Source organism: Pseudomonas sp. MDT1-85 (assembly GCF_054898065.1).
Genome location: NZ_CM142715.1, coordinates 5073780 through 5100557, shown reverse-complemented (window position 1 = coordinate 5100557; position 26778 = coordinate 5073780). Strand labels below are relative to the sequence as shown.

Below are 26778 nucleotides of genomic sequence, written 5' to 3'. Positions count from 1 at the left end.
GATGATCAGCCGGTGAGCGCATCGATGATTCTTCCCAACAGTTTTTCATCCCGGGTGGCCGACAGGGCAGGTCTGGTGATCGTGGTAGCGATCGCGTTGTTCGCAAGGTTTCACTCCATCACTGTGCCGGTCATCTGGTACGACGAGGCCTACAGCCTGCTGCTGGCTGAGGGTTCGCCTGCGTTTATCTGGGCTACAACAGCGCGGGATGTTCATCCGCCGCTTTACTATCTCATGCTGCATTTCTGGATGGTGTTGTTCGGCAACGGTGTCTTGGCGGCGCGATCCCTGAGTGCACTGGCGGATGTCGGCACGCTGTTGCTGTGTATCAAATTGATGAGTCTGGTGACGACGCGAAGGGCGACATGGATAGCCGCATTGTTGTTGGCGTTGCTGCCGATGTCGGTGCGTTATAGCCAGGAAGTACGAATGTACACCTTGCTCGGCTTTTGGCTGATGGGCGCGACCGTGGCGCTGGTGTGCTGGATCAAGACACCGGATCAAAAGCGTTATCCGGTTTTTTACGTGCTGCTGATGGCGGCTGCTTTCTACACGCATTACTTCGCAGCGCTGTGCGTTTTGGTGCATTGGCTTTGTGGGTGGCGATCGCGAGACGGCGGTCGATCCACGGCAATACCGTTTCGTGCGTGGGTCGTGGCCAACAGCGCAATCGTCGTGTTGTACCTGCCCTGGATTCCTCATTTCATCGATCAATTGTTGCGAAGGGATGGGCTCGAGTGGATACCGCCACTCACGTGGCAAACAGCGCTGACCTTCGTTTGGCAACTGGTGATGATGGGGGACTCGGCCAGTTACTCATCCTTATGGCGTGTGCTGCCCTTGGTGTTGATCGTTGTTTGCGCCGCAGCGGTGCTACTCAAGGCACGCGATGAGCGACCTTTCAGGGTTTTGCTGGTGGGCTATTTCTTTTTGCCGGTGCTGACCGTTTTTCTGGTGTCGCTGATCGTGCCGGTATTCAACGCCAGGTACCTGGTGTTCGCGGCCGCCGCGTTGCCCCTTATCGTTGCGCTCGCGCTGGACGCATGGAGCCAACGCCACGCCGTTCTCGCCGCTGTCGCCATGGCATGGGTTTTATTGGCGGAAGTACACGGGCTTTCGGCGGTCTATGCACAAACGGATGAGATGAACGGAACAAGCATTCGCAAGGACGCAAGGCTGGACGCCGTGGTCGCAGGGCTTGGTCGCGAAGTCCGTCCGGGTGACGAGATTGTGGTGGATAACCTGTATTGGTATTTGCCGTTCACCTACTACAACGCGACAGGCATTCAGCCGAGGTTATACGTGGTCAAAACACCGACAGGCGCCCTTTGGGGAACCGCAGAATACGGTGGTTGGGCACTCATCCCCCGTCCCCTGCACTCGATTCTCTTCAGCGATTTTTCGGCCCTGAAACTCAATGCCAGGCGGATCTGGTGGGTAACGGGCTACGCTCGTCCTGAACATGACGCATTGTTTCCCAAACACTGGAAACAGGTGCAGACGCTAAAGGAAGGGGACAGCGAAGCTCGTTTATTTATCCGAGGGGAAGCGCCAACCCCTGAGGTTGGCGCGCAAACAGGGTCTATGCAGCAACCGCTTCATTAGGCTCAAAACTATCCGCCCGCGCCATCTGCCACATCCGCGAGTAAAACTCGCCATTCACTTCACCGGTCAACAATTCCCCCGGTTTCAGGAACACATGCAACTGCGAGAACAGTTTGATCTCGGTCGCCGACATGCGTCGCACCAGATGCTTGGCTGACAATTGCGAAGGATGATCGAGGCCCGCGGCGGCGAGCATTTCGGCCAGGGCTTTGAGCGTGTTGCGGTGGAAGTTGAACACACGCTGCGCTTTGTCCGGAACCACCAGGGCGCGCTGGCGCAGGGTGTCTTGAGTAGCGACGCCGGTCGGGCATTTGTTGGTGTGGCAGCTTTGCGACTGAATGCAGCCGATGGCGAACATGAAGCCGCGCGCGGAGTTGGCCCAGTCGGCGCCGATGGCCAGGACGCTGGCGATGTCGAAGGCGCTGACGATCTTGCCGCTGGCGCCGAGTTTTATTTTGTCGCGCAGGTTCAGGCCCACCAGTGTGTTGTGCACGAACAGCAGACCTTCGCGCATCGGCACGCCAATGTGGTCGGTGAACTCCACAGGCGCGGCGCCGGTGCCGCCTTCCTTGCCGTCGACGACGATGAAGTCCGGGAGGATGCCGGTTTCCAGCATAGCCTTGGCGATGCCCATGAATTCCCACGGGTGGCCCAGGCAAAACTTGAAGCCCACCGGTTTGCCGCCGGACAGTTCACGCAGCTGCGCAATGAAGTGCATCAGTTCGATCGGCGTGGAAAACGCGCTGTGGCGCGACGGCGAGATGCAGTCTTCGCCCATCGGGATGCCGCGGGTTTCGGCGATTTCCTGCGTCACCTTGTGCTTGGGCAGAATGCCGCCGTGGCCGGGTTTGGCGCCTTGGCTCATCTTGATTTCAATCATCCGCACTTGCGGGTTCGAAGCCTGGGCGGCGAAGCGTTCCGGGTCGAAGCGGCCATCGGCGGTGCGACAGCCGAAGTAGCCACTGCCCAGTTCCCAGGTCAGGTCGCCGCCGTTCTCCCGGTGATAGGCGCTGATGCTGCCTTCGCCAGTGTCATGGGCGAAGTTGCCGAGTTTGGCGCCCTGGTTCAATGCGCGAATGGCGTTGGCGCTGAGGGAGCCGAAGCTCATGGCCGAGATGTTGAACACCGACGCCGAATACGGCTGGGTGCACTGCGGGCCGCCGACCGTCACGCGGAAACTGCTCGGGTCGCTCAATGGCGCCGGGCGCATCGAGTGGCCGATGAATTCGAAGCCCGACTGATAGACGTCGATCAAGGTGCCGAAGGGTTTGTCGGCGCTTTCATTCTTGGCTCGTGAATAGACCAGCGAACGCTGGGCCCGGGAGAAGGGCAGGGCGTCGCTGTCGGATTCGAGCAGGTACTGGCGGATTTCCGGGCGGATGCCCTCCACCAGATAACGAATATTGCCCAGAATCGGATAATTGCGGCGCACCGCGTGTGGGCTTTGCAGCAGGTCGAACAGACCCAGCAGGCTCAGAGCACCGGTGACCATGGTGATCGGCCAGAGCCAGTCGTGTTGCAGAAAGGGCAGGCTGGCGAGGGTGAATATCACACACACGGCAAAGAAGGCGTAACGGCTCAGGAGGGACAGGCTCATACGGTTTCCTTGGGTTCGGACTCGGTTGTTTGCAGCATTGAGTACACTCATCCCTGTAGGAGCAGAGCTTGCTCGCGAAAGCGGTGTGTCAGCCAACATCAATGTTGAATGTGATGGCCTCTTCGCGAGCAAGCTCTGCTCCTACAGAAAAGCGCTGCGTCAGGCATTCTGCGCCTGGAGAAAAAACGAAAACAGCCCGGATTGAGATTTGATCCCTTGTTCGCCTGGTCAGACAGCCGCTTTCGATTGCCGCACCGGCAACTCGACCCGAAAGGTGCTGCCTACCCCGACTTCGCTACGCACCGAAATATCGCCCTGATGTTTTTTCACGATGCCATAGGACAGGGACAACCCGAGTCCCGTCCCCTGGCCCACCGGTTTGGTGGTGTAGAACGGGTCGAATATTTTCTGCAGATTGTCCGGTTCGATGCCTATTCCCGTGTCCGCGATCTCGATCGACACCGTTTCACCTTCAAGGCCGGTGCGTAGCGTGAGGGTGCCCCGTTCCGGTCCCATCGCCTGAGAGGCGTTGACGATCAGGTTCATGATCACCTGATTGATTTGCGACGGCAGGCATTCAATGTCGGGCAGCTGTTGAAACTCCTTCACCACATCGGCCTTGTACTTGAGTTCATTGGCGACGATGTTCAGGGTCGACTCGATGCCTTGTTGCAGATTGGTCCACTGCCATTCCTGATTGGAGTCCACGCGGGAGAAGTCCTTCAGGTCTTTGACGATCTGCCCGACGCGGCCGATGCCTTCCTTGGACTCCTTGATCAGCAGCGGAATGTCTTCACGCAGAAAGTCCAGTTCCACCCGTTCACGTAATTGACCGAGACGGTCGATGACCTCGCTTGAGCCGATGGCGTTTTCCGCCTCCCGATAGGCATCGAGCATGTCCTGCAGTTGCTTGAAGTAGCCATCGAGGGCGCCGAGGTTGGAGGAAATGAAGCCGATGGGGTTATTGATTTCATGGGCGACGCCCGCCGCCAGTTGCCCCAGCGAAGCGAGTTTTTCCGACTGCACCAGTTGGCTTTCCAGTTGTTTGCGCTCGTCGATTTCCCGCTGCAACGCCTCGCTGGCCTGTTTGAACTGGGCCGTGCGCTGATCCACCAGAAGCTCCAGATGGCTCATCTGAATGGACGCCCGCTCGGTCATTTCCCATTTGGTGAGCAGGGTGTTGGCCATCTGCTGGACTTCAATGTTGTCGAACGGTTTTTTCAGGATCAGCAGGCGGTCGTGGGCGTGCAAGCGTTCCAGCAGTTCATCCCAGGAGTAGTCGGAGTAGGCGGTACACACCACCACTTGCAGCTGCGGGTCCTCCCGCCACAGGTGTTCGATGGTCTGCGCGCCGTCCCAGCCCTCAGGCATGCGCATGTCGACGAAGGCCACCGCGTAGGGACGGTTTTCCTGTAATGCCTGGATGAGTTTGCCCAAACCCTCCTGACCGCCATAGGCCGAATCCAGCTCGAACAGCTGGTGGGTGGATTTCACTTCGCTGCCGAACAGCGCGGCCTCCATTTCGTCCAGCTCTGCATGCTGCGCTGATGTAGGGGTGAGGATCTTGCGAAAGTCTTCGTGGATGGATGGCGTGTCGTCGATCAGCAGAATGCGTCGGTTCGAAAGATCGCTCATGCTTCCTCCATGACGGGTTTCAACGGGATCTGCAACGTGAACAGTGCCCCTTTGCCCGGCCCGTCGCTGTGGGCGGTGAGATGGCCGTTCATCTCGATCGCGGCCAGCGCACAGCTGTGCAGGCCGAAGCCATGACCTTCCTTGCGGGTGGTGAAGCCGTGGGCAAAGATCCGCGTCATGTTCTCCGGCTCGATGCCTTCGCCGTCATCCTTGACGCTGATTTGCAGAATCGTGTCTTCGACGACTTTCACCCCAAGGATCATTTGTCGCGGGCGGTTGCTGAGGTCGGTCATGGCGTATTTGGCGTTGCTGATCAGGTTGATCAGGATCAGCAACAATCGGTGTTTGTCGCCCATGATTTGCGGTACATCGCCGTACTCCTTGACCACCGTGACGTGATGCCGGGTCAGGGCGCCGGCGTTCATCCGCAGGGCGTCTTCCAGCAATTCGCTGATGCGCAGCGGCTCCATCAGGCTGTTGGCCCCCGCGTAGGATTGCTGGGTGGCGACGATGTCCTTGATGTGGTCGACGCTTTTGCTCAGTTGCGCGAGTTCGTCAGTCATGCCTTGCTGTTCGAGGGCGATGGCCTCCACCAGTTGATTCAGGTAACCGGGCAGCAGTTTTCCCTTCTCGTCCTGGGTCAGGAAGGCGCCCAAGTCGTCTTGATGCGCATTGATCAGCTCCATCGCCTTGCCCAGTCCCTGGGCCTTGCTGCCACGCAGCTTGCGGGTGACCAGGTCGGCCGAAATGTTCACGCTGTTGAGCACGTTGCCGACGTTGTGCAGCACGTTGGTGGCGATTTCAGCCATGCCGGCCTGTCGTGCGGTGTCGAGCAATTCACTCTGGGTATCCTTGAGTTCGCGGGTGCGCTCTTCGACCCGTTGTTCGAGAACGTCATTGGCAGTTTGCAGTTTCTTGTTGACCCGATTGATCTCCCCGAAGCTGCGCATCAGGCGAATTGCCAGATACACCAGCACCATCACCAGCAGCGTCGAAAACACCAGCATGTAGAAGTGGTAGCGCCGGTCGATTGCATCGGTTTGCTGCTGATCCTGGTTCAGCAGACTGGTGATGTCGTCCAGCCGTGCGGCCACAGGAACGGCTTCGATGTTTTCCAGCAGCCGATTGACCACGGGTTGTTCGCGCAGCATCAGCGCGATGTGATTGCTCAAAACATCGATCGGGCTATGAAACTGCTCCGGTAATCGCTCCTTGTTCACCCGCAGTTTGTTCAGCCCGACCAGGATATCGGCTGCTTTGTCATCGGAGGTGACCTGGGCGAACTCCAGGCTGCTGAGCAGCAAGTCGTAGGTGTCGGTGGCAATGTTCTGGAGTTGCAGTTTGTCTTCGTCGAGCAGCCGGGTAAGCGGTTCCTGGATGTCGTCTTCGGCGGTGGGCAAAAACGCCAGTGAGTTGCGCAGCACCGCGTTGTGGGATTTGAACTGCTCCACCAGCCGGGTTTTTTCCTGAATGGCGGCGTGATAAGCATCATGGCTGGCACGCCAGATCGGCGAGTCGTTGCGGCCGTGATTTGACCCCATGGTCTCGAACTGCTCCCACAACTGTGTCATCTCGTTCAGCGGTGCAACCAGGGGATCGTAATTGTGGCTGATGGCAATCCGCGCCTTGAGAATCTCGGTTTCCCATTGCGCGTTGAACTGTTTGATCCGGCCGATCAGGTCCCGGGACTCGGCGTACGTCGAGGTCTGGTCGGAGCTTGATTTGAGGTACAGAAACAGCAGTGTCGAGGCCAGCAACAAGGCCACGCCACTGAGCAACAAGAGGTTGCGACGGTGGTATGTTTTCATAAAGGTTTACCTCCCCACTCACCGGTCAGGGTATTGAGGAATTTGATGATCAAGGTCTTGTCCTTGTCAGAGGGCACGCGACCGAGCTGGAACTTGAACATCACGTCTACCGCGTCTTCGAGGGTCTTGGCCGAGCCGTCGTGAAAGTACGGCGCGGTCACGGCGACGTTACGCAGGCTCGGAACCTTGAACACGTTGCGGTCTTCTTCGGCCTTGGTGACCAGATAGCGGCCCAGATCGGCTTCGGTGGGGTTGCCTCGGACTTCGAAGTAATCGCCCATGACTCCGAACTTCTGGAACATGTTGCCGCCGATGTTCACCCCTTGATGGCAGGCGATGCAGCCGTAGTCCTTGAAGCGCTGGTAACCGTACTTCTCCTCGATCGTCAGAATCTCGGTATTGCCCAGCAGGTATTGGTCGAAACGCGAGTTGGCGCTGATCAGCGTGCGCTCATAGGTGGCCAGGGCTTTTTGCACATTGTTCATGGTCACGCCGTCAGGGTAGGCCTGGGTGAAAGCGCTTTTGTAAGCCGGGTCGGCGGTCAGTGTCTGAACGACATGCTCCCAATGACTGCCCATTTCGCTGGGGCTCTTCACCACTTCGTGAACTTGGGCTTCCAGCGTGTCGGCCCGACCGTTCCAGAATTGGCGGAAATTCAGACTTGAGTTGAAGACGCTGGGGGTGTTGATCGTCAAAGGGGCGCCGTTGAAGCCGATGGAAAACGCCTGGGTGTCGGCGCCTCCGATTTCCAGGCGATGGCAACTGGCGCACGACAGGGTGTTGTTGACCGACAGGCGTGGCTCGTTGAACAACCGGCGACCGAGTTCGACTTGCAAGGGATTTTGCTGGGGTACCGCGGGCAAGGGTTTGAGCGGTTCGTCCAGCGGTTCGCCGCTGGCTATCAGGCAATATCCGAGCAGAGGTGCTAGAAGCAGGTAGTAGAAGGGGCTCGACATCTTATGATTCCTTGGCGCAGGGGGCCTGGGTGTCGTTGCACATCGTTTATTTGGTGGTGGATGGAGCGGACTGCACCGACGTCAGGTATTGCACGAAGGCACCCGGCTCTACGGCTTTGCTGAAGTAATAACCCTGGCCTTCCTCACACTGCAGGGCCTTGAGAAAATTCAGTTGCTCAAGGGTTTCCACCCCTTCGGCAATGACGGTCAGTTTGAGGCTCTTGCCCAGGCTGATGATGGCGCTGACCAGGGCCGCGTCATTGCTGTCACGGCTCAGGCCACGAATGAATGACTGGTCGATTTTCAACACATCGATGGGAAACCGTTGCAGGTAACTCAGGCTGGAATAGCCGGTGCCGAAGTCATCGATGGCCAGCCGTACGCCCAATGCCTTCAGCCGATTCAGCGCGAGCATCGTGGCATCGACGTTCTGCATCAATACGCCTTCGGTAATTTCCAGCTCCAGCAAGGTGGGGTCCATACCGGTTTGCTTGAGTATCTGTTCGATACCTTTGACAAAGTCCCGCTGACGGAAATCGATGGCTGACACATTCACCGACATGCAGAGCTCCGGCAGGCCTTTCGCTTGCCAGGCGCAGGCTTGTCGACAGGCCTGGGCGAGCACCCATTTGCTCAACGGTACGATCAGGCCACTGTCTTCGGCCACACCGATGAAGTCTGTGGGATAAACCCAGCCTTGCCCCGGTTTTTGCCAGCGGATCAACGCCTCGGCGCCGACCACCTTGCCGCTGCCCAGGTCAAGTTTGGGCTGGTAGTGCAGGACAAATTCGTTGCGTTCCAGCGCCAGACGAATACCCGACTCGATGCTCTGCTGTTCCCGGGCGCGCTGGTTCATCTCATCGATGAAAAAGCTGAAATCGTTCGGGCCGCTTTCCTTGACGTTGCGCATCGCGGTTTCGGCTTTTTTGATCAGCGCGATCGCATCGAAACCGTCCTCGGGGTAGATGCTGATGCCCAGGCTGGCCGTCACGCTCAGGTCATGGCCGGCGATGTGTTGAGGGGCGCGTATGGCGTTCAAGAGCTTTTCGGCGATGCCCTTGGTCTGCTGGGGGTGGTGGATATCAGCCAGGATCACCACAAACTCATCGGAGCCATAACGAAACACCGAATCGGATGCGCGCACGCAGGCCACCAGGTTGTGCCCGACACGTTTGAGCATCTCGTCACCGGTCGGGTGACCCAAGGCATTGTTGATGCGCTTGAAGCGATCAAGCCCCAGAAACATTACGGCCAGTTGTTTGTCGTGGCGTCGTGACAGGGCCAGTGACTGGTTCAGCCGGTCGCCCAGCAAGGTGCTGTTGGGCAATTCGGTCAATACGTCGTACTGCAACAAGTGCGACACCTTGAGCAGCTCATGGACCCGGGCCTCGATGGTTTGCTCCAGGGTCTGCACTTTCATGGCCGCATCCTGCGCCATCTGCCATTTCCAGGTCAGGGCGCTGGCCATCTGGCGGATTTCCAGGCTGTCGAAGGGTTTTTTCAGCACCAGCAACTGATCGCCGAACTCCAGTCGTTCGGCCATGGCTTCCCAGGTGTAATCGGAGAAGGCCGTGCACAGCGCGATTTGCAGGTGAGGATCAGCCTTCCAGAGCCGTTCGATGGTTTCCAGGCCATCCCACCCCGGGGGCATGCGCATATCGGTGAACGCCATGGCGTAAGGGCGACCTTGTGCCTGGGCGCGCGTGACCAGTTCGAGCGCTTCCTGGCCCTGATAGGCGGAGTCGAGCTGGAACACCAGCCGTGCCGACTGCGGGCTGCCGAACAGCGCTGCTTCAGTGCCGGCGAGGGTTTGTTCGTCGTCGGTATCCGGGCCGAGAATCTTGCGGAAATCCTGATGGATCGAAGGTGTGTCGTCGATGATCAGAATGCGCCGGTTGGCCTGGACGGACGGAGATTTCATTCCTTGTCCTCCGTGGCACGCCGCGAGTCATCTGGCATCGCTCCAGTTCCGTGGTTGGCGTGTACGATGCTCCCGGCCTTCAGCAACTCGGCGGCCTGTTGGCTGCTGACCGCTTGGCTGAAATAGTGACCCTGGGCGTTCATCGGTGAGCCGGTGGCCATCAGCGAACTGCGCTGCTCCTGGGTTTCTACGCCCTCGGCGATAATGCCGATCCCTACGTCGCGGGCGAAATTGATGATGGCCCGCAAGGTAGTCGCACTGGCCGGGTCGCGTGCGGCCATGTCGATGAAGGTCTGGGCGAGCTTCAGGTGATTGACCTGGTAAGTCTTGAGGTAATCGAACGAGGAGTATTCGGTGCCGAAGTCATCGATGGCGATTTTCACCCCCAGCTCACGCAGGCGCGGCAGTACGTCGTTGTGTGTCCACTTGGTCTGGGCCAGGGTCGCTTCGGTAACGTCGAAGCGCAGATCCCACGGGCACAGTTCCCAACGCGCGGTGGTGCGCAACACGTCATAGATCAACTCGGGACCGCTTTTGAGCTGAGCCAGGGACAGTTTTATCGCCACCACCGGTGGCGCCATGCCTTCGTCACGCCATTGACGCATTTGCCGACAGGCGCGCTCCAGCACCCAGTGACCGAGGGCGATGATGGTGCCGGTCTTTTCCGCCGCGGGCAGAAACGCCTGCGCTTCCAGCAAACCGCGCAGGGGGTGATTCCAGGTGACCTGCGCTTCCATGCCGAGGATCTTGCCACTGCTCAGGTCCACTTCCGGCCAATAACGCAGTTCGAGTTCGTCGTGTTCGATGGCCGTTTTCAAGTCGTTGGCGATGGTCATGCGCTCGACCACTTCCTGATTGATCTCCTCGGAATGGAAGTGATACTGGTTGCGGCCTTTTTCCTTGGAGCGATACAGCGCCATGTCGGCCTGGGTCAACAGGCTGTCGGCACTGAGGCTGACCGGCGCGTAGCTGCTGATGCCGATGCTGACCGAGACCCGTACGTCATTGCCGGCCAGGGAGTAGGGCAGCACCAATGCATCGCGGACCTTGGCGGCCAGGGCCGCTGATTGGGTCGGGTCGCCGACGTCCAGTTGCAGTATCGCGAACTCGTCGCCCCCCAGTCGGGCGACCACATCGTTTTCGCGCACGCAGTTTTTTATGCGCCCGGCGACCTCTTGCAACAGCAGGTCGCCCACCGGATGGCCCAAGGTGTCGTTGATCCGTTTGAAGTGATCCAGGTCCAGGTAAAACATCGCGAAAGGGGTGGCCCCGCGCCGGGCAGCAGCAAATGCCTGGTGCAGCCGCTCGATCAGCGTCGCGCGGTTGGCCAGCCCGGTCAGCCCGTCGGTGCGGGCCAGCAGGGCGATTTTTTCCTCGGCCAGTTTGCGTTCGGTGATGTCGATGATGATGCCTTCGACTTCCAGCAAACGGCCTTCATCGTCACGCACCGGAATGTAGCGGTTTTCGACCCAGCGCCAGTCACCGTCACCGGTGCGCAGCCGAAACTCGATGGAAGCACCTAACGCATGGCGGTCCAGTACCCTGGCCATGGCTGTTTCGACTTTTGATTGATCGTCAGGATGAACCAACTCCTGCGCCCAGTTGGACGACGCCACCAGGGCCGCCGCGATGTGGCCGTATTTGGTGATGTTGTGGGAGATGTACATCAACGGAAACGACGGTTCGCCCCGCAGCCGATACAGAATGGTCGGGCTGTTCTGCACAATGATGTTGGCGTCGGACAGTTCCCGGGTACGCTCCTCGACCGCGTGCTCCAGCAAGGACATCTTCAGCGCCGCGTCTTCGGTCATTTGCCATTTGGCGGTCAATGCGCTGGCCATCTGGCGGATCTCGATGGCATCGAAGGGCTTTTTCAGGATAAGCAGGCGATCGCCCAGTTCCAGACGCTCGGCGATGTCTTCCCAGGAGTAGTCGGAATACGCGGTGCAGAGCGCCACCTGCAGCTTGGGGTCGACTTGCCACAAGCGTTCGATGGTTTCCAGACCGTCCCAGCCCGGCGGCATGCGCATGTCGATAAAAGCCATCGCATAGGGCGAGTCATTCGCCAGTGCGCTCTCGACCTTGTCCAGCGCTTCGCGGCCCTGAAAGGCGGAATCGATGACGAAACTTTGCAACGATACCGACGCCGGGGTACCGAACAGGGCGTTTTCGGCGCTGATCAGGCTATCGTCTTCGATCGATGGCGGGCTGAGAATCTTGGCAAAATCCTCATGGATCGACGCCGTGTCATCGACGATGAGAATGCGACGGTTAACTCGCGCAAGCAGCGTGTTCACTGACATGCGCCTGTACCGACAGCAGGTTGGTGCAATGAGCTCATAGAGGGTATCCCTTCCCTGATCACTGGATGGAGCGAGAATCGTTCTGGATCCGAGTGATCTGAGCATAGTCGCCCGGCCAGAAATTCGCCCGGTTGTCTGAAACGAATCATTTTCGGGGTCTGTCTGAAAATCATCTAGCCTGTAGGTCAGGCTCGGGAACGTCAGGACGTTCGCCCCGCGCGCGACTTAAAGACACACGTTTTCTTGAGGTAATGCCATGGAAGAGCAACTCCCCACGACTGTGACCGATAAACCCAAATTACTACTGGTCGATGATGAGGAGTCGATTCTCAACAGTCTGCGCCGCCTGCTGCGCGGCCAACCCTACGAGGTGTTGCTGGCCACCAGCGGTGCCCAGGCGCTGGAGATCATGGCGCAGCAGCCGATCGATCTGGTGATGAGTGACGCACGCATGCCCAATATGGACGGCGCCACGCTGCTGGCTCACGTCCACCAGCGCTATCCCGACACCACCCGGATCATGCTGACCGGTTATGCCGATCCGTCGGCCATTATCAAAGCCATTAATGAAGGGCAGATTCATCGTTACATCAGCAAACCCTGGCACGATGAGGAAATGCTGCTGACCTTGCGACAATCGCTCGCCTATCAGCATTCCGAGCGTGAACGCTTGCGTCTGGTACAGGAGGCGTGGGATCAGAACGAGAAACTGAAGCAGCTCAACGCCACCCTCGAAAAACACGTCGCGGCCCGCACCAGCGAGTTGCAACAGACCGCCGACATGCTGGACCTGGCCTACGAAGAGCTCAAACGCAGCTATGTCACTGGCACCGAAGTGTTTTCGTTGCTGGCCAACTTGCGCCTGCCGCCCGCCAAACAGACCAACCGCCAGATCATCGAGCTAGTGCGGGTGTACTGCAAACTTCATGGCCTGGACGAAGGCACCAGTCGTGACCTGACCATGGCGGCGGCGCTCTACAACATCGGCAAGTTGAGCTGGACCGACAGCATGATGAGCACGCCCTCGGACCTGCTGCATCACAATGACCGCGAGCGCTATCGGGGTTATCCGAAGCAGAGTGAGTCGCTGCTGATGACGCTCGACCCAATGAAGGACGCCGCCCGGCTGATCCTGCATCATCAGGAGCGTTGGGACGGCAGCGGTTTCCCTGATCGGCTCAAGGGCGAGGCGATTCCATTCGGTTCGCGGTTGTTGAAACTGGCGGTGGATTTCATCGAGTTGCAGCGCGGGCTGATCCTCGAACGGCAGATGAACAGCGATGAAGCCCTGGTATATATCCGCCAATACGCCGGTCGCCTCTACGACCCGGAACTGGTGGAGGATTTCATTCAGGTCTGCGCCACGTATCTGACCGACGTGACGCTGGCCGATGCGACGGTCAAGGTGCTGATCACCCGGGATCTGGTGGCGGGCATGATCCTGGCGCGCAATCTCAATGCCGACAACGGCATGCTGCTGCTCAATGCCGGCAAGGTGCTGAATGGGCCGCTGGTGGAGAAGTTGATCGCTTTCGAGGCGATGGAAGGTGCCAAGTACAGCATTTTTGTGAAAGTGCCGGAGGAAGTGGCGATTCTCGAGACGAATTAAGTCTTCAGGCTCAGCATTGACCCAATGTGGGAGCGAGCCTGCTCGCGATGGCGACGGCACATCCAGCATAGATGTGACTGACACTCCGCATCGCGAGCAGGCTCGCTCCCACAGGGGAGCCGCGGAGATTTTTTCGACGTGACGAAGAACCGACACTCATGTGATCCTTGCGCCTTTTACCCAAGGCCAATCCCGACCCATGACGCTTTCATCCGCCGCTTCGCCCCGCCTCATCCGCATCGCCGCTGCCCTGCTGATCGGCCCCGACGGTCGCACCCTGCTGGTGCGTAAGCGTGGCACCCAGGCGTTCATGCAACCGGGGGGCAAGATCGAGGCCCACGAGCAACCGGTCCATGCTCTCGCCCGTGAACTGGAAGAGGAACTCGGGCTGGTCATCGATCCCGCGTACGCCGCCTACCTGGGGCAATTCTCGGCACCGGCCGCCAATGAGCCGGGTTTTGTCGTACAGGCCGAACTCTTTCAGCTGACCATCGATTCGCGCGTTTCCCCGGCAGCAGAGATCGAAGAGGTGCGCTGGATCGATCCGGCCACCGACGGCGATGTCACGCTGGCGCCATTGACACGGGACCTGATCTTGCCGTTTTATCGAGCTTCACTGATCGAAACTGCCTGATCGTCCAGGCTCTCTGATTTCAAGGACAGGATGCCCATGATCCCGCTTCAAGACTTGCTGATTTTCGCTGCCGCGGCGCTGCTGATGGTAGTCACGCCCGGGCCGAACATGATCTACCTGATCTCTCGTTCCATTTGCCAGGGGCGCAAGGCCGGAGTGACTTCGTTGCTCGGCGTGGTCGCGGGGTTTTTAGTGCACCTGTTCGCCGCTGCCGCGGGTTTGACCGCGGTGTTCGTGGCAGTGCCGATGGCTTACGAAGTGTTGAAGTGGGCCGGCGCGCTGTACTTGCTGTGGCTGGCCTGGCAGGCGGTCAAGCCCGGTGCGCGCTCGCCATTCGAGGCGCAGCAGCTGCCGGCAGATTCGTCGCGCAAGTTGATCACCATGGGCTTTCTCACTAGCGCCCTGAACCCGAAGATTGCGGTGTTTTACCTGTCGGTGTTTCCGCAGTTCATTACCCCGGAGCACGGTTCGGTGTTCAGCCAGAGCATCATCCTTGGCCTGACCCAGATCAGTGTGAGTTTCAGCGTCAATCTGCTGATCGCGTTGTTTGCCGCGGGCATCGCCTCCTGGTTCGTCAACAACCCGAACTGGCTGGCGATGCAGCGTTACTTCATGGGCCTCGTGCTGTCCGGGCTGGCGGTGCGCTTGATGCTGGAGCAGCGACGAGCGGCCTGAAGATGTGGATTGAACGGCTTGATGCCAGCCATGCCCTGGATTACCGGGCGCTAATGCTTGAGGCCTATGACTTGCATCCCCAGGCGTTCACTTCCAGCGTGCGCGAGCGCGCGGTGATGCCGCTGAGTTGGTGGGAATCGCGCCTGACCAGCAAGCTGGACCGGGTGCTTGGGGGGTTCGAGGAAGGCAAGCTGGCGGGCATCGTCGGTCTGGCCTTCGAGTCTCGGGAAAAGGCCCGGCACAAGGCGACATTGTTTGGCATGTATGTTTCGGGTGAGGTTCGCCAACGCGGGCTCGGTTATCAACTGGTTCAGGCAGCGTTGGCTGAAGCGCAGACTCATCAAGGCCTGAGGCTGATCCAGCTGACCGTCACCGCTGGCAATGAAGCCGCATTCAAGCTGTATCAGCGTTGTGGCTTCGTGCAGTTCGGCCTGGAACCATTGGCGGTGCGAGTCGGCGAAGACTACTTCGATAAGATCCATATGTGGCGCGAGCTCTGAAACCACCCCGATCCCTTGTAGGAGCGAGGCTTGCCCGCGAAGACGGTTTCACATCGAGCATTGATGTCGGCTAATACACCGCTTTCGCGGGCAAGCCTCGCTCCTACACTTAACCTCTGTCGTACACAAAACTGTGTTCACTGAAGATCAAATGTGGAGTGAGCTTGCTCGCGATGGCATTGCGTGTTTTGTGCCGGATGGGCGGGCCTCATCGCGAGCAGGCTCGCTCCCACAGGGGATCTGCTCTGACCCCATTTTTTGCGAACGCCGCAGATCAAATGTGGAAGATCCATATGTGACGTGAGATCTGAAACCACCCCGATCCCCTGTAGGAGCGAGGCTTGCCCGCGAAGACGATTTCACATTCAACATCGCTATGGGCTGACACACCGCTTTCGCGGGCAAGCCTCGCTCCTACAGGAGATGGGTCACTCTATCGGACGGCACTCACCCCATCCAGCGTCGAAAACGACGTGTCCTTGGCCGTCAGCAAAAAGTCGCGCATGTAGGGCGCATCCAGCATGTCGGCGCGAATCCCGGCATACAGCGTCGCGAACAAACCTTTCTCGCCAAGCCGCTTGGCCTTCACATAGCCCCGTGAGCTGTATTCATGCAGTGCCCAATGGGGCATGCCGCAGACGCCGCGACCGCTGGCTACCAGTTGCATCATCATCACCGTCAGTTCCGAGGTGCGCACCTGGGCCGGTTCGATGTCGGCCGGTTCCAGGAAGCGGGTGAAGATGTCCAGCCGATCACGCTCCACCGGGTAGGTGATCAAGGTTTCCGTGAGCAGATCCTCGGGCATGATGTACGGCTTGCTCGCCAAGCGATGCTGATTCGCCACCGCGAGCATGGCTTCGTAGGTGAACAACGGCACGTAAGTGATCCCGACCAGTTCCAGCGGATCGGAGGTCACCACCAGGTCCAGATCGCCTCGGGCCAGCGCCGGCAGCGGGGCGAAGGAGAACCCCGAGGCCAGGTCCAGCTCGACTTCCGGCCAGGCATCGCGGAACTGGTCGATGGTCGGCATTAGCCACTGAAAGCAGCTATGACACTCGATCGCCATGTGCAAACGCCCCGCAGTGCCGCCGGCCAGTCGCGCAATGTCACGCTCGGCGCCGCGCAGCAATGGCAGGGTGGCGTCGGCCAGTTGCAGCAGGCGCAAGCCGGCACTGGTGAAACGCACCGGTTTGGTCTTGCGCACGAACAGCTGCATGCCCATACGCTCTTCCAGCTCCTTGAACTGGTGGGACAGCGCCGACTGGGTCAGGTGCAGGCGGTCGGCCGCATCCACCAGGCTGTCGGCTTCGCGCAAGGCGTGCAGGGTTTTCAGGTGACGGATTTCAAGCACCGGGGGCTCCATGAGTAAAACTTGTGATCAACACGAAAAGGTTGAGTTTGTCTCATGTTGGATGGGCTGTCGACAATAGCACCATGTTTTATAGCGTCCTTTATAGAGAGAACTCTTACCATGGCCTTGGCCCATACACTTGGTTTCCCGCGCATCGGCGCAGACCGCGAACTGAAAAAAGCCCTCGAATCCTATTGGAAGGGCGACCTCGATCAGGACGCATTGAAAAGCGTCGGCCGCCAACTGCGCGTCACCCACTGGCAATTGCAGAAAGACGCCGGCATCGACCTGCTGCCGGTGGGCGATTTCGCCTGGTACGACCAGGTACTGACTCATTCTCTGACCTTAGGTGTCATCCCCGAGCGCTTCGACAGTGCCAAGGATTCCCGTGGCCTGCCGACACTCGACACCCTGTTCGCCATGGCCCGTGGCGCTAGCGCGGCCTGCTGCGGCAGTGAACATGGCAAGGCGCAGTACGCTCAGGAGCTGACCAAGTGGTTCGATACCAACTACCACTACCTGGTCCCGGAATTCAGCGCTGATCAACAGTTCAAACTGAGCTGGGAACAGCTGTTCGATGAAGTCGACGAAGCCAAGGCGCTGGGCCACAACGTCAAACCGGTGATCATCGGCCCGCTCACTTATCTGTGGCTGGGCAAGGCGAAGGGTGATGGCTTCGACAAACTCGACCTGCTGGAGCGCCTGCTGCCGATCTACGGCGAAATCCTCGGTCGCCTCGCTGCCCAAGGCGTGGAGTGGGTGCAGATCGACGAACCAATCCTGACCCTCGACCTGCCACAGGCCTGGAAAAACGCCTTCGAACGCGCTTATCACATCCTCCAATATTCGCCGCTGAAAAAGCTCGTGGCGACTTACTTCAGTGGCCTGGAAGACAACCTTGGCCTGGCGGTCAGCCTGCCAGTGCAAGGTCTGCACATCGACGCGGTGCGCGCGCCGGATCAACTTGGCCAAGTGCTGGATCGCCTGCCCACCTACAAGATTCTCTCGGTGGGTCTGGTCAATGGTCGCAACGTCTGGCGCTGCGAACTGGAGCAAGTCCTCTCGCAACTGCAACCGGCCCAGGAGCGCTTTGGCGATAACTTGTGGGTCAGCAGTTCCTGCTCGCTGCTGCACAGCCCGGTGGACCTGGACCGAGAAGACAAACTCGATCCGGAACTGAAAAGCTGGCTGGCGTTTGCCGTGCAGAAGTGCGGTGAAATCGCCGTGCTGCGTGATGCCCTCAACGATCCGCAATCGCCCAAAGTGCAAGCCGCACTGGCTGAAAGCCGCGCCATTGCGGCCAGTCGCGCGCAATCTCCGCGTATCCACAAAGCGGATGTTCAGGCCCGAATCAATGCCATCGGCGCGGCGGACAGCCAACGTCATTCGCCGTTTGCCAAACGCATCGAACAACAACAGGCACGGCTGAAACTGCCGGCGTTCCCAACCACCACCATCGGCTCGTTCCCGCAGACGGGCTCGATCCGTCTGGCGCGCCAGGCCTTCAAGCAAGGCAAGCTGTCGGCCAACGATTACACCGATGCCATGCACAGCGAAATCCGCCACGCCGTGCAAATCCAGGAACGCCTGGGCCTGGACGTGCTGGTGCACGGTGAAGCCGAACGCAACGACATGGTCGAGTACTTCGCCGAGCAACTGGACGGCTACCTGTTCACCCGGTTTGGCTGGGTTCAGAGCTACGGTTCGCGCTGCGTCAAACCGGCGATCATTTATGGCGACTTGAGCCGTCCGAAGCCGATGACGGTCGACTGGATCACCTATGCCCAGAGCCTGACCGACAAGGTCATGAAAGGCATGCTCACCGGCCCCGTGACCATGCTGATGTGGTCGTTCCCGCGCGAAGACGTCTCGCGCAAAATTCAGGCGCAGCAACTGGCCCTGGCCTTGCGTGATGAAGTGGTGGACCTGGAAAACGCCGGCATCAAGATCGTGCAGATCGACGAAGCCGCATTCCGCGAAGGGCTGCCGCTACGTCGGGCGCAATGGCAGGAATACCTCGACTGGGCGGTGGAGGCCTTCCGCCTGAGTGCATCGGGTGTGCGGGACGAAACCCAGATCCACACCCATATGTGCTACAGCGAATTCAATGATGTGATCCAGTCCATCGCCGCCATGGACGCCGATGTGATCACCATCGAAACCTCGCGTTCAGACATGGAGCTGCTGGAAGCCTTCGAAGCGTTCGACTACCCGAACGACATCGGCCCGGGCGTCTATGATATCCACTCACCACGGGTGCCGGACACGGCCGAGATGGTGAAGCTGATGAGCAAAGCGGTGAAGCGGATTCCGGCCGGGCGGCTGTGGGTCAATCCAGATTGCGGGTTGAAGACTCGCGCATGGCCGGAGACCGAAGCCGCGTTGGTGAACATGGTGGCAGCGGCTCGGCAGTTGCGCAGTCAATTGGCATAAACACTGAAGTTCGAACTGGACATACAAGAAACCGGTTGAGTCTTCCAGCTCAACCGGTTTCTTCGTGTCAGCGACTCCAGCGCAAGGTCTTAAGCTGCTCTGGTGGATTGAGGGTGTAGCTTACGTTGTCGATGTAGAGCGGGCCTTTGACTACCAGCGGATCGGAGGGGAAAGAAAACCGCACCTCTACGTTCGCAACCTCGGGAAGCATATTGCCCACATACTCAAAACGCTTCTGACTGCGTTTCAGCCACCAGGTACCGATGTCGGTTTGAATGTGGCTGCCCTCTGCCGAGAAACCCGAGAAGAGGAAAACCAGGACTGGATGGGTTTCCCATTGTGGTGGATCTTCATCGTATTCGGCACCCGGTGCAGATGCATCAATGGTCACGGCGAAGCGGCCTGACTTGGCGTCGAAACGGGTAAAGAGCAGTTGCCCGGTATCCTTGCCAGGCTGCATTTTCGCCTGAGAGCTGCGGTTGTACTGGACAACCTTTGCCTGTGTGCCAAAGTCCTGCACCGTCCAGTTTCGGAAGTCGCCGGTATCGAACCCGCCGTTTTCAATCAGGTTTTTGCTCATGTCAGTCTCCCTAACGCGTCAATGAACAGGCTCTTCGATTGAGCCTTGAATGGAGAGGTCATGGGGCGCCCAAAGCACACGGCGCCGCTACTGTCAGATCTGACAGTTACGACAAACGGTATTAATCGAGCCTTATCGAGCAAACTGCAAAGACCACTCGGCATAATTCATCAAACTGTCACGTAGCTGTGGGCCGGAGACTGAGGCGGCATTGGTGAACATGATGGCGGCGGGCAATTGCAGTTGGCTTGATTTGATTTAAAGGTTCTCGAAGTGAACGAGGACGATCGACTGCTTGCCGATATCCGCGTAAGGAAGGTCGGCATTGTCAGCGTGAGTCAGAAAGCGGTGTTCAGGGAGTTTCAAGTGGGCCTTCTCGAATTGCCGTAATGCCGGTTTGACGCTGGGGTAATGAAAGTGGGCGTACCACAGCAACTCCGCTGGTTCGAGTGTCAGGTCCCAGATTTCGTATTCCTGCATATAGTCGGTGCGGCCGTCCTTTCGTTTACCGAGGTTTTTGATCGGCTTGGTTCTACGGATTTCCACCGCGTTCTGGTCGATCAGATCCTTGAGCATTCCATCTGTGGGTTTTTTGCTGGTCAGCGACTGCCGGGTCCGCATTTCCCGTCCAGTGGTCTTGAGTGCGCGGGCCTTGTCGCGCAGTCGTTGAATGATCGGGTTCTGCGCTGCCATGTTCTCGATGCGATCGGCGCGGCGGCTCAGCTCCACAGCCTCGCTGACCATCATATGTTCCAGGTCGACCGGGAGCATGTCCTGCGCGGCATAGGATTGAACCTTGGCCTGGTAGGTCGGTTGGGCATCCAGGCGCATTTGCGCATCGGCCACTAACGCTGAGAGATTCATTGGCGGCGGTGCCGGTTGCGCGTCTGGGGGGTTCAAAAGGCGGAATTTACCGTTGCTGGCTTGCTCCCAGATTTCCTCGTATCCGCCCTGGCCCGTCAAGACGTATTGGCGCTTCTGGGTCGTCGGTTCCCAGCGTTCAACCCCGATCAGCAATTGATCGTCTTCGGAGGTGAAGACTTTTTGTCTGGTCTGCCCGGCAGATGTCGTTGGGGCAGGTGGTTCGATGATGCCCTTGCGGGCCTTTTCGGCAATCTTTTCGATCCCCGACATCAGCGGTTCAACCACATCCAGGTGGAAGTGTTGCGGGTAACTGGAGGTCCAGATGTTCATCTCGCGACGAAATTGCGTGTACAGCGTGAGGCACTCCTGGAGGATCTGATTGCGTTGGGCCCGGGTCGCGCTGACGGTTGGCAGGGTGTATTGCATGTACAAGGCGCGATCGATTTTGGCGCGAAGATCCCGTGTCTGTCCTAACAGGTAGAACCAGGATACATCGCTGGTTCTGCCATAGCGTTTGACGATTTCCAGCCGTTGGCTGGTTCTCAGATAAAGCAAATTGGCTTCACTGTGTTTGGTGTTCAGTTCGTCGACAAGGGCCGTCATTTGTTCCTTGTCTGATCTCATGCGAATGCGTTCGTACCATAGATTGACATCGCCCTTGAGCGCTTCCATCTGATCCAGTTTGCGCACGTACTCCACACGCAATGTGCGGATTTTTTCCAGAATGCTCATACGTTGGGCGAGCGTATTGTCTGGCAAGTTGTCCAGTTCCCGGGTCAGGTCGTCAATCCGTTGCGTCAAGGGGACGACACTATGTGACGCGTGATGCGCGCGACGCCTGTACCGGTCAGTCAACAACCAGGCTGTCTTGCTTTGCATCTCGATCAACGCACGTTGTTTGTTGCCATGGGTCAGTGGCTGCAAATCAACCAATGTTTGGTAACGCCGGGCTGCCAATTCGATATCGCCGACACACGCGGCTTCGGCAGCAGGCATCAGCGCCGGGCGATTCTCAGCCGTGGCGGCGCCATATTGGTTGATCGCGCTATCGCTCTTTACGCCCCGGGTCTCGAGTTGTAGAGCAAGGTCATCGGCCGCTTCGGCCAACTGATGATGACGGCGAAAAGCCCGATCGCCCCACCAGCGCGGCAACCGTTGACGAATGGCCTGCGGCCAGACGGGATCGAACGCATCGGCTAAATGCCCGAGCACTTGTCCACCACCCACACCCCCGCCTTCGAAGGTCGTCCCGTGGACGCCAAACCAGGTGTCCCAATGGCCCGCTTCATCCAGGGCAATGGACTGTTTATAGGTGGCTCCGCGAGTACCGCGCAAACGCCAGTTGCGTGAGTCGTTGCTTCGCTCGACCTGAAAGATGCGCCCTTGGCGGACGATAAAGTTACCGTCGGCATGGCGATAAATATTGCGGTAGAGGCCTTGGGTGGCCGGTTGCAGCCCGGACAGGGAAATCGGTTGTTCATACTCGTAACCGGCGAAGCGTGCGGCCAAATGCCGGGCCTGACGCTTGGAGGATGCCTGCCATGTTGTTGCACCTCTGGCCAGCGCGCGGAGCTGGCGAGCACGGGTCAGTGAGCGAGCTCCTTTGGAAATCACCGAGAATGCAGCTTCACCGGGGAGCAGGTCCATGGCCGCGTCGATCAATGACAACAACATCGATTCGATCTCCGCCAGCCCATCACCCACGTCGCCGCGCAAAAAGGCTTCCACCGCCAGATTCGCGCTGGTCCAGGCATCGTAAAGGGCGAACGCGCTGCCAATGAAGGGCAGCATGCCCAAAGCCATTTTTATGTAGGTGAAGGCTCGCGGACCTTTTAGTGCATGGCGCTCCATGTACAGGGCGTCGTTGGAGCGGGATGTACCGCGATGGGCTTCGATCAGGCGGCCCATGTGCGCATCGAGCAGATGGGAGGCTAACGAGGTGGTCGCCGGCCAGCGCGTGCCGACACCGATGAATGCGTCGAAGTATTTCTGGATGGCTTGATTGATGCGGCTTTCATGGGCTCGCACGTTGCCATGCAAGGCCCGGCCGGCCACATAGCTGATCCATTTGTCTTGCTGACACAGCTTGACCAAGGCCTTGCGCGCGGTTTCCAGGCTGTCGTAACGGCGTAGAAAGTGGTCATCAGGGCTGTCAGGCAGATAAAGCAGTGTTACCCCGCTGACCTGTTCTTCGATGAAGGTCACGCCCGACAACGTGACAGGGCCTTCATTGGGCGTGTCCGTACCACCCAGGCTCAAGTAGGCCGGCAGCAATACGATTCGCTTGCCATGGGCATTCCACGCTTGGGAGGTATTGGCGTCGATGGCGATCTTCAGGATTTGCAGGTCGTTTTGGTCGATCTGGTTTTGCAGACGCGCGAATTCACCCTGCATTTTCAGCATCAGAGCCCAGGGTTCTATCAGGCTTTCACGACGATGCTCCCTGACAAAGACCGACTCGGTGGTCGCCCCGATGTAGGTGTCGCGGATCAACTGTTCGTAGGCCTTGGGCAGATCCAGTTCTGGCAGGGTACGTTTCAGATAATCAAGGGTGATGCCGCTTGTCAGAGTCTGGCGTTCGGTTGCATCCGCCGTCGTGACCTCCACCTGCATGCGGCTCAATCGCAGTGAAAGTGGCTCCAGGTTCATCGACGGGGTGTTATCGATGTTGAGTTGGGCCAACTCCTCAAGGGGCATTTTGCTGCGCGTGGCACTGGGAACGAGCACGAGTTCATAGCCAGAGTATCCGGGAGCAGGCTTGAACCGCTTCTCCCATTTCACCGAATCGGGCAAATCGAGCTGCACCTCGAAACTGCCCTTGATCGAGAAGTCCTTGCGCAGGCGGGCATGCAAGTGTTTGCGGGTGAAGTCGTCACGCGGTTCCAGGGCGATTGTCATGAGTTCATGGCTGCGTTTCATCGCCCGGATATACGCCTCGATCAAGCCCTTGAGCGCGGTACGGTCATCCTCGGTCGTTGTGCCGAGCCAGTCGGGCAGGCTGGAGGCCAGCTTGGCGCTACGGTCTTGCTCCAGCCGATGTGAGAAGACCAGGCTTCTGGCGGCGTGCACCGGAACCTGCAAGGCGGTCAGGGTTCGTTTGCGCAGGGTTTCCAGTTCATCGGCATGCGGGGCTCGCTGACGTATGAGGCCTGCCTTTTCTTCAAAGTCTGTGGTCTGTTCGTTCAGGCTGTGGAGCAGAGGGTCGGTATCGATTTTTTTTAGCTGCAACGACAGGACTGGATCCTGGTCCTGAATTTTGAACAGCTGCCGCTCCAGCTCCCGACGATTGGCGAAGCGTTGCAATCCTGCGCCGCTGCCTGGCCAATAGAGCAAAAGGCTGTGTGATGCGCTTGGGTCTAGCAGTGCGGCCGATCGTGTGATGACAAACGGACCGTTAAGCGCTTCGGTCTGGACGGTGGCAGTGCCGCCATTTTGTTCGGTCATCGACAACGAGAGGCTGGCGGCGACGATGGCCGCGTCGCGATCAGCCGCGGCGGGTGTGTCCAGCACCGCCTTGAGCAGGCTGAACTCATCGCTGTCGAGTTGGTTCAGAGCCAATTGAAGCTCGGCCTCGGCGCGCAGACCGTCCTTGTGCGCCTGATAGAGCGCGTTGAATTCGCGGTTGAAAGTCGTCAGGTCGAGGACTCGCGTCCGGTAAAGCAGGGCGCGGGCGGCTGTATCGGCGGCTTGCTCGGCGGTTTCAAGTGCCTTGAGCGAGTCATTGAAGTGTTTTTGGCGGTCGGTTTCACTGTCCTCTCCCAACAAGGTTTCGAGTGCTTCGCGCTGTGTGTTCAGTGCAGCCTGGCGCTGGGCCCAGGGGATATCGGCATACAGGCTGCCGAATAAGGGTTGTTCATCTGCCTCGGTATCTTCATCGGCGGTCGAGATCCGTTTCTCAAGCATGGGGGGGGAGGCGAAAACGATTTCGTTGCTGCGCTGTCGATCAACCTGATCGGCCAGGAACAGGGATTGCGCCCCATGCTCCGCCAGCCCGGGTTTGCCACGAGTTCCATTGCGTAAACCGATGATCGCGGCTTGCTGCCGATCTGCAAACAGATCGCTGATGCCCACGACCAGAGGATCGGTTCTGGCGATGTATTCAAAGCGGATGTTATCGATGGGCAAGCCCGTCGGGACGAGGGCTTGTCGAGACAGCCAGTGTTCCATGTCGCTGCGTTGATTGAAGGCCTGGATCGCGCTGGGCCGGCAGGGCAGATACAGCAATTGGCTGACGCTTGCCGGGTCTCCCGCACTGATGACCCACGCGCCTGAGAGTTTGACTTTACTGTCGTTGCTCGGTACCAGGGCCACTTGCTCAGTGTGGATGGGTAGTCTGTTCAGATTCAGCGCCCCGAGTGGCGGATCAATGATCAACAGCAGTGCTTTGAGTTGTTCAGCCGTCACGGTTCGCTGGGCAAATGCCACTTGGGCGGCTGCCTCGAAATGGTTACCGTAAAGCTGTATTGCCCGGTCACGTCGCGATACCGGAGTGCCGGGGGCACGCTGATCCCAAAAGACTCGCCAGCGATCGCTGTAGGCCTGTTCCGGGTTGAGGGTCTTGAGTCGTTCGAGCATCTGCAGCGGCGTCAGGGCCGACAGGTAATGGGGCGGTTTCAGGCCGGTCATTCGACAGCGCTGATCAAGCGTCGTCTCCAGCATCGGGTGTTGCAGGACGAAGGCGCAGGCATCGGTGAAGCTGACAAAACGTTCCGGGTGCTCGTCCGTGGCGTAGAACAGCAAACCGGCTTGTTGCCCGTCCAGATCCAACTTCTGTTTCAGCAGTTGGTCCAGCGTGTCTCGCATGCCCGGCGTCTGGGCAAATAGCTCACGCATGCCTTGGTTGCTGACGCGCCAGCGTGCCGAGGCATTCAGGAACAGACTTTCATCGGGATTGTTCGGCAGGGGTGATGAGGCGGGTATCACCACCGATGTGGAGTCAAGAAGCTCGGGGAGAAATCTATCGCTCATGGCAATCTGGCTCTGTGTGGAGGAGCGGTGGGTCCACTCTTTGAAAGAGCCATTTAAAAAAGAATTCAGAGGGCGGTGGCGGTACATAGTTATCGCTTTCCCCAACGACGGTACGGCGATCAATCAAATTTTGTGCAGGACTGAGACAGAGGGAGTAACGACCGTTCAGCACTCTTCATCAAACTGTCATGTAACTGTGGCAGCGCGCTCGAACAAACTTCATCAGACTCGCGCTCTACTGGAGTTCTGCGTTTCGGTGTTTTTCATGCGTGCACGATTTTTATCCACAGTGGTCTTTCTGGCCGCTGTGTTGTTCAATTTTCCGTCTCTTGCGGCGTCTCGTTGCGATGTCAATGTTCCGACCGAGCGGGTCGATCTGGTTCAGGTGAACCTGGCGTACCAGAGCATTGGCCGTGCCTCGGACCCTGCGTTGTTGCTGGTGATGGGCCTGGGCGGGCAGTTGATTCACTGGCCGGACGAGGTGGTGGTTGCGCTGTGTCAGCAGGGTTTTCGGGTGATTCGCTATGACAATCGCGATGTGGGCCTCTCGACTTGGCGGCAGACGCCGGTCGAGGCCAACCTGACCTTTGAAGTGCTGCGCTACAAACTCGGTTTGCCAGTATCGGCGCCATACACCCTGACCGACATGGCCGACGATGCCTTTGGGCTGATGGATGCGTTGCACGTCGAGCAATTCCACGTACTGGGTGCGAGCATGGGCGGGATGATCGCCCAGCATATGGCGGCCATGGCACCGCAGCGGGTCGAGAGCCTGACGTTGCTGATGACCAGCTCGGGTGCCGAAGGTTTGCCGGCGCCGAGTGCGGCGCTGCTGCAGTTACTCGCGCGACGCGGCGCACCGAATCGCGAAGTGGCGCTGGAGCAACAGGCCGATTTGCTGGCGGCGCTGGGCAGCCCGGCGGTGAGCGATGACCGGCAGGCGTTGTTGCAACAGGCGGCGCAATCCTATGACCGGGCGTTTAACCCGGAGGGCGTGAAGCGTCAGATCATGGCCATCCTCGCCGAACGGAGCCGGGTGGCGCTGCTCAATCAATTGCGGGTGCCGACGCTGGTGGTTCACGGCACTGCCGATCCATTGTTGCCGGTGATGCATGGCGTGCACCTGGCGGCACACATTCGCGGCAGTCAGTTGAAGCTGATCCCGGGGTTGGCCCATCGTTTTCAAGAGGCGTTCAAGGCGCCGTTGTTGGCGGCAGTGTTGCCGTACTTGCAGGCCCATCGCGAGGATACTTCGCATTGGGCGCAGATCGATCCGGTGACTGCCCCCAATCTCCTGTAACCCCCAATCCAAACTGTGGGAGCGAGCCTGCTCGCGATG

General features: G+C 58.8%; 16 protein-coding genes. 7 read left to right on the top strand and 9 right to left on the bottom strand.

Annotated elements, in window-relative coordinates:
• Positions 1–24 precede the first annotated feature (24 nt).
• Complete coding sequence (locus ACYZT2_RS22900) at positions 25–1605, top strand: glycosyltransferase family 39 protein (protein WP_461967583.1); 1581 nt, start codon at positions 25–27, stop codon at positions 1603–1605.
• On the opposite strand, the gene ACYZT2_RS22895 is transcribed toward ACYZT2_RS22900, so the two are convergent.
• The 6 genes from ACYZT2_RS22895 to ACYZT2_RS22870 form a co-directional block, all read right to left on the bottom strand.
• Entirely contained in the window at positions 1583–3202 is a 1620-nt protein-coding gene (locus tag ACYZT2_RS22895; RefSeq protein WP_461967581.1) for an FMN-binding glutamate synthase family protein, read from the bottom strand. The two genes, ACYZT2_RS22900 and ACYZT2_RS22895, sit on opposite strands and share 23 nt — an antisense overlap.
• A gap of 228 nt (positions 3203–3430) precedes the next feature.
• Positions 3431–4837: an ATP-binding protein gene (locus tag ACYZT2_RS22890; protein ID WP_461967579.1), complete on the bottom strand. Its 1407-nt coding sequence runs from the start codon at positions 4835–4837 to the stop codon at positions 3431–3433.
• Positions 4834–6645, bottom strand: a complete 1812-nt coding sequence (locus ACYZT2_RS22885) for a DAHL domain-containing protein (RefSeq protein WP_461967577.1) — start codon at positions 6643–6645, stop codon at positions 4834–4836. Before ACYZT2_RS22885 ends, ACYZT2_RS22890 begins: the two co-directional genes overlap by 4 nt.
• On the bottom strand, positions 6642–7601 hold the full coding sequence (locus ACYZT2_RS22880) for a cytochrome-c peroxidase (RefSeq protein ID WP_461967575.1): 960 nt from the start codon (positions 7599–7601) through the stop codon (positions 6642–6644). The genes ACYZT2_RS22885 and ACYZT2_RS22880 overlap by 4 nt, the downstream gene beginning before the upstream one ends.
• A 46-nt stretch (positions 7602–7647) precedes the next feature.
• Positions 7648–9522, bottom strand: coding sequence for a putative bifunctional diguanylate cyclase/phosphodiesterase (locus ACYZT2_RS22875; RefSeq protein ID WP_461967573.1), 1875 nt, complete (start codon positions 9520–9522; stop codon positions 7648–7650).
• On the bottom strand, positions 9519–11825 hold the full coding sequence (locus ACYZT2_RS22870) for an EAL domain-containing protein (protein ID WP_461967571.1): 2307 nt from the start codon (positions 11823–11825) through the stop codon (positions 9519–9521). The genes ACYZT2_RS22875 and ACYZT2_RS22870 overlap by 4 nt, the downstream gene beginning before the upstream one ends.
• 256 nt (positions 11826–12081) lie before the next feature.
• Between ACYZT2_RS22870 and ACYZT2_RS22865 the strand changes: the two genes are divergently transcribed.
• The 4 genes from ACYZT2_RS22865 (at position 12082) to ACYZT2_RS22850 (ending at position 15243) form a co-directional block, all read left to right on the top strand.
• Complete coding sequence (locus tag ACYZT2_RS22865; RefSeq protein ID WP_461967569.1) at positions 12082–13434, top strand: HD domain-containing phosphohydrolase; 1353 nt, start codon at positions 12082–12084, stop codon at positions 13432–13434.
• A 199-nt stretch (positions 13435–13633) separates the two neighbouring features.
• Positions 13634–14068: an NUDIX hydrolase gene (locus ACYZT2_RS22860; protein ID WP_461967567.1), complete on the top strand. Its 435-nt coding sequence runs from the start codon at positions 13634–13636 to the stop codon at positions 14066–14068.
• A 36-nt stretch (positions 14069–14104) separates the two neighbouring features.
• Complete coding sequence (locus ACYZT2_RS22855; RefSeq protein ID WP_461967565.1) at positions 14105–14743, top strand: LysE family translocator; 639 nt, start codon at positions 14105–14107, stop codon at positions 14741–14743.
• Between the two features lie 2 nt (positions 14744–14745).
• Positions 14746–15243, top strand: a complete 498-nt coding sequence (locus tag ACYZT2_RS22850) for a GNAT family N-acetyltransferase (RefSeq protein WP_461967563.1) — start codon at positions 14746–14748, stop codon at positions 15241–15243.
• Between the two features lie 433 nt (positions 15244–15676).
• On the opposite strand, the gene metR is transcribed toward ACYZT2_RS22850, so the two are convergent.
• Positions 15677–16594: a transcriptional regulator MetR gene (gene metR, locus ACYZT2_RS22845; protein ID WP_461967561.1), complete on the bottom strand. Its 918-nt coding sequence runs from the start codon at positions 16592–16594 to the stop codon at positions 15677–15679.
• Positions 16595–16714: 120 nt separating this feature from the next.
• Here metR and metE point away from each other — a divergent pair, with 120 nt between their 5' ends.
• Positions 16715–19027, top strand: a complete 2313-nt coding sequence (gene metE / locus ACYZT2_RS22840; RefSeq protein ID WP_461967559.1) for a 5-methyltetrahydropteroyltriglutamate--homocysteine S-methyltransferase — start codon at positions 16715–16717, stop codon at positions 19025–19027.
• A gap of 67 nt (positions 19028–19094) precedes the next feature.
• On the opposite strand, the gene ACYZT2_RS22835 is transcribed toward metE, so the two are convergent.
• Both ACYZT2_RS22835 and ACYZT2_RS22830 read right to left on the bottom strand, forming a co-directional pair.
• On the bottom strand, positions 19095–19607 hold the full coding sequence (locus tag ACYZT2_RS22835) for a hypothetical protein (protein ID WP_461967557.1): 513 nt from the start codon (positions 19605–19607) through the stop codon (positions 19095–19097).
• A gap of 258 nt (positions 19608–19865) precedes the next feature.
• Positions 19866–25439 (bottom strand): dermonecrotic toxin domain-containing protein, encoded by a 5574-nt coding sequence (locus ACYZT2_RS22830; protein ID WP_461967555.1) that lies wholly within the window; start codon positions 25437–25439, stop codon positions 19866–19868.
• A 265-nt stretch (positions 25440–25704) separates the two neighbouring features.
• On the opposite strand from ACYZT2_RS22830, the gene ACYZT2_RS22825 reads away from it, so the two are divergent.
• Positions 25705–26739: an alpha/beta fold hydrolase gene (locus ACYZT2_RS22825; protein ID WP_461967553.1), complete on the top strand. Its 1035-nt coding sequence runs from the start codon at positions 25705–25707 to the stop codon at positions 26737–26739.
• Positions 26740–26778: the final 39 nt, after the last annotated feature.

Coding starts and splice junctions, on each gene's coding strand:
- ACYZT2_RS22900 (WP_461967583.1), top strand. CDS start 25: ATGATTCTTCCCAACAGTTTTTCATCCCGGGTGGCCGACAGGGCAGGT.
- ACYZT2_RS22895 (WP_461967581.1), bottom strand. CDS start 3,202: ATGAGCCTGTCCCTCCTGAGCCGTTACGCCTTCTTTGCCGTGTGTGTG.
- ACYZT2_RS22890 (WP_461967579.1), bottom strand. CDS start 4,837: ATGAGCGATCTTTCGAACCGACGCATTCTGCTGATCGACGACACGCCA.
- ACYZT2_RS22885 (WP_461967577.1), bottom strand. CDS start 6,645: ATGAAAACATACCACCGTCGCAACCTCTTGTTGCTCAGTGGCGTGGCC.
- ACYZT2_RS22880 (WP_461967575.1), bottom strand. CDS start 7,601: ATGTCGAGCCCCTTCTACTACCTGCTTCTAGCACCTCTGCTCGGATAT.
- ACYZT2_RS22875 (WP_461967573.1), bottom strand. CDS start 9,522: ATGAAATCTCCGTCCGTCCAGGCCAACCGGCGCATTCTGATCATCGAC.
- ACYZT2_RS22870 (WP_461967571.1), bottom strand. CDS start 11,825: ATGTCAGTGAACACGCTGCTTGCGCGAGTTAACCGTCGCATTCTCATC.
- ACYZT2_RS22865 (WP_461967569.1), top strand. CDS start 12,082: ATGGAAGAGCAACTCCCCACGACTGTGACCGATAAACCCAAATTACTA.
- ACYZT2_RS22860 (WP_461967567.1), top strand. CDS start 13,634: ATGACGCTTTCATCCGCCGCTTCGCCCCGCCTCATCCGCATCGCCGCT.
- ACYZT2_RS22855 (WP_461967565.1), top strand. CDS start 14,105: ATGATCCCGCTTCAAGACTTGCTGATTTTCGCTGCCGCGGCGCTGCTG.
- ACYZT2_RS22850 (WP_461967563.1), top strand. CDS start 14,746: ATGTGGATTGAACGGCTTGATGCCAGCCATGCCCTGGATTACCGGGCG.
- metE (WP_461967559.1), top strand. CDS start 16,715: ATGGCCTTGGCCCATACACTTGGTTTCCCGCGCATCGGCGCAGACCGC.
- ACYZT2_RS22835 (WP_461967557.1), bottom strand. CDS start 19,607: ATGAGCAAAAACCTGATTGAAAACGGCGGGTTCGATACCGGCGACTTC.
- ACYZT2_RS22830 (WP_461967555.1), bottom strand. CDS start 25,439: ATGAGCGATAGATTTCTCCCCGAGCTTCTTGACTCCACATCGGTGGTG.
- ACYZT2_RS22825 (WP_461967553.1), top strand. CDS start 25,705: ATGCGTGCACGATTTTTATCCACAGTGGTCTTTCTGGCCGCTGTGTTG.